5 protein-coding genes and 1 pseudogene are annotated in these 4,818 nt (G+C 45.1%); all 6 read right to left on the bottom strand.

Annotated features, from left to right (window positions below; genetic code table 11):
- Positions 1-207 precede the first annotated feature (207 nt).
- On the bottom strand, positions 208-804 hold the full coding sequence (locus tag LGZ99_RS23305; protein ID WP_262979729.1) for a YmfQ family protein: 597 nt from the start codon (positions 802-804) through the stop codon (positions 208-210).
- Positions 801-1,940 carry a baseplate J/gp47 family protein gene (locus tag LGZ99_RS23310; RefSeq protein WP_262979730.1) on the bottom strand — a complete coding sequence of 380 codons (1,140 nt, stop codon included), beginning with the start codon at positions 1,938-1,940 and terminating at the stop codon, positions 801-803. Before LGZ99_RS23310 ends, LGZ99_RS23305 begins: the two co-directional genes overlap by 4 nt.
- Positions 1,930-2,376, bottom strand: a complete 447-nt coding sequence (locus LGZ99_RS23315; RefSeq protein ID WP_166310899.1) for a phage GP46 family protein — start codon at positions 2,374-2,376, stop codon at positions 1,930-1,932. The genes LGZ99_RS23310 and LGZ99_RS23315 overlap by 11 nt, the downstream gene beginning before the upstream one ends.
- A complete protein-coding gene (locus LGZ99_RS23320) occupies positions 2,373-2,960 on the bottom strand; it encodes a phage baseplate assembly protein domain-containing protein (RefSeq protein WP_166310903.1) in 588 nt (195 codons plus the stop codon). Before LGZ99_RS23320 ends, LGZ99_RS23315 begins: the two co-directional genes overlap by 4 nt.
- A complete protein-coding gene (locus LGZ99_RS23325; protein ID WP_166310901.1) occupies positions 2,960-4,036 on the bottom strand; it encodes a phage baseplate assembly protein in 1,077 nt (358 codons plus the stop codon). Before LGZ99_RS23325 ends, LGZ99_RS23320 begins: the two co-directional genes overlap by 1 nt.
- Positions 4,033-4,818, bottom strand: a pseudogene (locus LGZ99_RS23330) (hypothetical protein); the annotation flags it as partial. The gene LGZ99_RS23325 and the pseudogene LGZ99_RS23330, both read right to left, overlap by 4 nt.

Raw genomic sequence — 4,818 nt, forward strand, 5'->3', positions numbered from 1 at the left:
TCCCCGATCCTTGAACGGCATTAATTAATTCACGCTGAACGGTATTAAACCAGCCAGCGTCTAATAATGTCGGCGCAATACCCGCAGCGACATTGCCATTTGTAAATTCACCGTTTTTATCTGCGGTATTTGTAATATCACCGATTTTTTGCATAGCAAAACCTCACTCATTAAAGGTGATTAGAGAAAGAATAAATAAAGGGTTATTTAGTTGCTGTAACCGAACTGTAAAATTGTATGAGATGGACAAAGACGGTTAAATTGGCACTCTAACCGTTTATTACCCCATGAACGCAGTGGATCGCCGCAATAACTTCCACCCGCTACAGCGTAAAAAATAGTTGTTTTGGGTGCGTTAATTCGCCATGTAAACGGCCAATCTTCACCGTTTAAGGCTTCCCCGCAGCGAGACTGTCCCGCCCGTGCTTGTCGATATTCAGTGATCGTGATGGTATAACTCATTGTTGCCGCAAGATCAATAAAGAAGCCTTTTGACTGGTCGTTAGATTGTAGCAATCGGGAAACAACGGCTTTTTGTCTGAGTGCGATACTATCAATTTCACCGATACCGCAATCATCTGGCAAACCTAGCGATTTCTCCCATTCAGGCAGCATGATAGTAGCTGTGGCCGGAAATGCCCCTTCAATTAACCCCCATGCGTCCCGATCGCTTCGGTAATATGAACGTGCAATCGCTCTTGTTATTGCGTTCATAACTGATGAGGGCTGACGAGTCCACGCCAAACCGGATGGCAACAATCCGTTTAACGCTGATGTATAATCATCAATGCTATATCGACTCATGTATAGATAACCTCCCCTCTCAGCGGTAATTCCCCGATCCCTAATTTAATATTGCTTGTCGGATTCGTAATAACAAATCCCGCCGTTCCCGGCACATCAGCAATCGCATATTGAAGTTCGGATATAAGAACTTTCCCCGTCCCGTCAGGATTCCCGTTTTCAAAAAATACATTATCAATAGCGGCGGCAATGGCATTCGTCACATCACGACTAACATAAGATATTCCGTTGATTGTGATATCAATTTTACGTTTAATTGGGGAACAAACCCACACTAAAGCAGTGACTGGCTGCAACGGGTAGATGTAATCCGCAACTCTTGCTTGATCTCCTGTCGCTGACGTACCGTAATTTTCTAGCTTAGAAAATCCATCAGCACCAGCCGGAAAACCACCCTTTCCGTTATTATCGCACATGATATAAATGCCAACGGTCCCCGCGCCCATTGCTCTACGACGAATCCATACGCGAGTAACACCCGGTACGGATAACGCCCACAACTTGTAGTCATCGTCAGAACCACCGGACAAAAGTCCTTGATAAGCAAGCAGAATCCGGGAACGAAAATCATCTTCATTTTCAATATCAGCCCCGCCGATGATGGGTGTTACTGCTTTTCCCTGAACGTCCACCCCGGCAATACTCTGATCGAGTGTTAACACTGTCCCCGCGTCAGCATTACCTGCACTTCCTCCCCCGGTAGCATCATCAGAAATATCGGGCAAAATGGCGGTTATTAATGCATTAGCAGTGCCATCTTGTGCTATGCGAACATCATAAAGCGTTTTGTATTGATAACCATCACCACGATTTAATATCGTTCCGGCTGGAATAATTGCGCCTTCCGTGCCTGTAAACTGGTAATCGTTGCAAATAGCAGCATTAGCGGGCTTACGAAAGACTTTTTTCATTGCTCCCCAGCCTGCAAGATGTTCATCAGTCGCAGTAAAGGGGGTTGTTTGCAGTGCGATATAGTCAAGATAGCCGTAGTGCAAATGTGCCATGCCTGCATCCATGTCCGCAAGCACGCCCATGTTAGAAAATCGCAGCAATGTACCAACATCATCAAGTTCAGACTGTAAAAAGCTGCGGTTCTGCTCACGTAGTTCAGATAGTGTTTGTCGTTTAAATGGCATTATGTTGTTCCCATACCCAGAAAAATCTTAAGTCTTCTGCTTCACGTCCGGGGCGCTGATAACGAATGATCATGTTTAAGCGATTTGGGTAAACGATTTGAGTATTGATATTTACAGAAGCGACAACGCCATCGTCTAACATCCATTGTAGCGCCTCACGCGCATAATCTTCTGCTTTCAGAGCTACGGCGGTAGTGAGTTTTTGGCGGCGTATCAACCACAATCGCGAACCGATTTGATAATCCGAGCCAACATCACCCCACCAGCCTTTTCTGTCAACCCCATCGATTTCATCATCGCTACGTGCCTGTCTATCTGTAAATAGACTAACTATCATAGCCGTTTGCAAATCGTCCCCAGTGACCAAATCCCCGTTCCCCGCCAGCCAATCGGCATGAATCTTATTCACATCCCAGCACGAAGTAATATCACTCATTTCACTGGCTCCCCGATTTTCTGACTTGTTACTGTTGAACCGCCAGACTCCACACCGGATACTTTATGTGTATGATTATTATAGGAATCACGCAACTGTTTCATTGTTGAAGAATTGCTATTGCAGTTATCAACGATATCACCTGTCACTTTTAGAATTGGCGTGTTACAAAGTACAGACTCGCTAGCGTTGATTGTTACCTGAGTGGCGTTATTTATAGTCACTGGCTGGCCTTTGGCTTCAATAGTGATCCCTGACTCGGTTAATAAGATATGTAAGCCCCATTGGTTATAGAGCACTACTTCTCCGGGATTTAAATTCTTATGCCGATATTTTTTATTGTTGCTGGCAATCACGACAGCGCTGGAACGGTCTCCCCCCAAGTAACCAATCACAACGTCTGTCCCGGCTGGCAATGCAGAAGAGAAGCCAAATTCAGCCATCCTTGCCGTGTTGTCCCGAACCTCGATTGGCGTCTGGTACTGAACAACTTGAATGTTTCCGCTATCACGTGAAGTCTTAATTTTGCCAAGCCCTAACATCATCTCAACCCGCCGAGACAACTTTCTGATTGCATCATTCATCATCTGATCGTCTCTCTCAAAATTGCGTAAAATTCGTATGGCTGAACACTAAAAGCGGCTGGCGGCATTAAAACTAATTGCGCTTGTGTACCATTGTCGCCATTTCGGGTATATGTCACTTCCGACAACAGCCATTGCTCATTTTCAAGTCCGAAGATGGGCATGTGAATAGGGATCAATGTATTGGGTTGCCATAATTTACCGCTACTATCTCGCCAGCTATCAACCGTCACTTTCAGCACTTTTGAGCGTCCGTAGCGGCGGTTCATTTCCCAGTCAATCGACTCTTGTGCCCGCTTTGCTGATATAAGCGTGCTTTCTATGATGGTGACATAGTTCCGATAGCGCATTTTCTTAGCTTCGGGATCACTGGCTGTTGCTAACGTGACGACATCATAACCGCTGTCATTACTTGTTTCGTTGAGTCCGCTTATAGCAAAAGACAAGCCGGTATATTCAGAAAACCGTTCATTCATTGAACTATTGTAATCTGATGTTTCGACGTTCTTTCCCTGCTCAACCCCACTTGCGGCCAGCTCTGTACCTACCCTCGTCATGATTAAATTGCCGTCTGGCAAGTCGTAGTAAAGAAGAGCAGCAAAGCGGGTAACGCGATCAATAACTTCTTGCGAAGACTCACCCCAGTTTAGTGTGAACTGAGGAACAGTTGGCATATCATCAACATCAGATGTCACTTGAATGTCATACCATTGCGCGAGTTTCTGAGCAATCTGGAGTGGAGTAGCCTGGCTGATCACGTTGTTCGGCCACTTTGCTGAACAGTCTACTAAGTCTTGGCATTTACCCCGCCCAGACACTTTTATTTCGTGTTTATTCTTTGAAACTGATGGGTTCCAGCTATCGATATAGCCCGTTACTACTCGATCATCACCCAAAAATACTTCGCATTTTTCACCGGGTTCTACAAGTTGCTTCTCATCATTGCCGGGGTAATAATCCATTAACATCAAATCGAAATCTGATGGCAACCGCTCAATACCCCGCGTCACCCGCACACTATCCCATCCAAAGATCCTTCGCCCACCGATCACTAATGACAACTCATCACTTTTCATTGTTTCAGCGCCTTGAATTTAATGGGCATAAACGCCGGGTGAACTGGAGAGACGGCTTGGACTAGCTCATCACTGCGTTCCGCATCTTGATAAATACGATTAGCAATATTCAGCGCGGGTAATACAGAGGGTAAATTAAACTGTGTTAATCTCCCCTTGGCATCTTTCAGTGAGAAACTTTCAACAAATTCATAACGTAGCTGAACGAGAGCCTGAAAAACATCATCAGCCGCTAAATCACCGGCTTTGATAATGGCGTTATCAAGAGATTCACAAACACGACGCTGAATTGTTGCGGCTTCGTCACGATTGGCGGGAATGAGTTCACTGGCTGTTTTTGCCATTGCGCCGGCAGAAAGAACGACGATCAATAATGTCGTGGCTTCAGCTACATTCTTATCTACACTGCTTTGCTGATATTGCGTATTTTTAAAGCTGGCAAGATTTTCAAATACCCGTACTTTCTCCGTCGTACTGCCTGTTGTATTAATGATTACATTAATAACTAATTGCACTCCACCCGCCAACCCCTCAATCGAGTTAGCACTGTTGAGTTGTGAGAGGGCTTTTGATATCGCTTCTCGCCCCATCACAGCGCCGGCCATTTTTTCATTAACCACATTTTTATAATTTTCACTGTCATTATTACGCAGTACAACACCCGTTGCGCCGGATACAGAACCGCCGATTTTCCCGCGACTGTAACGTCCGTAGCGTTTACTACCAAATGTCGAATTCAACATGTCACTAAGATTTGTCACTTCATCAATTGACGATTGCAC

The organism is Photorhabdus temperata, assembly GCF_025384845.1.
In the GTDB taxonomy this organism is placed as follows: Bacteria; Pseudomonadota; Gammaproteobacteria; order Enterobacterales; family Enterobacteriaceae; genus Photorhabdus; species Photorhabdus temperata.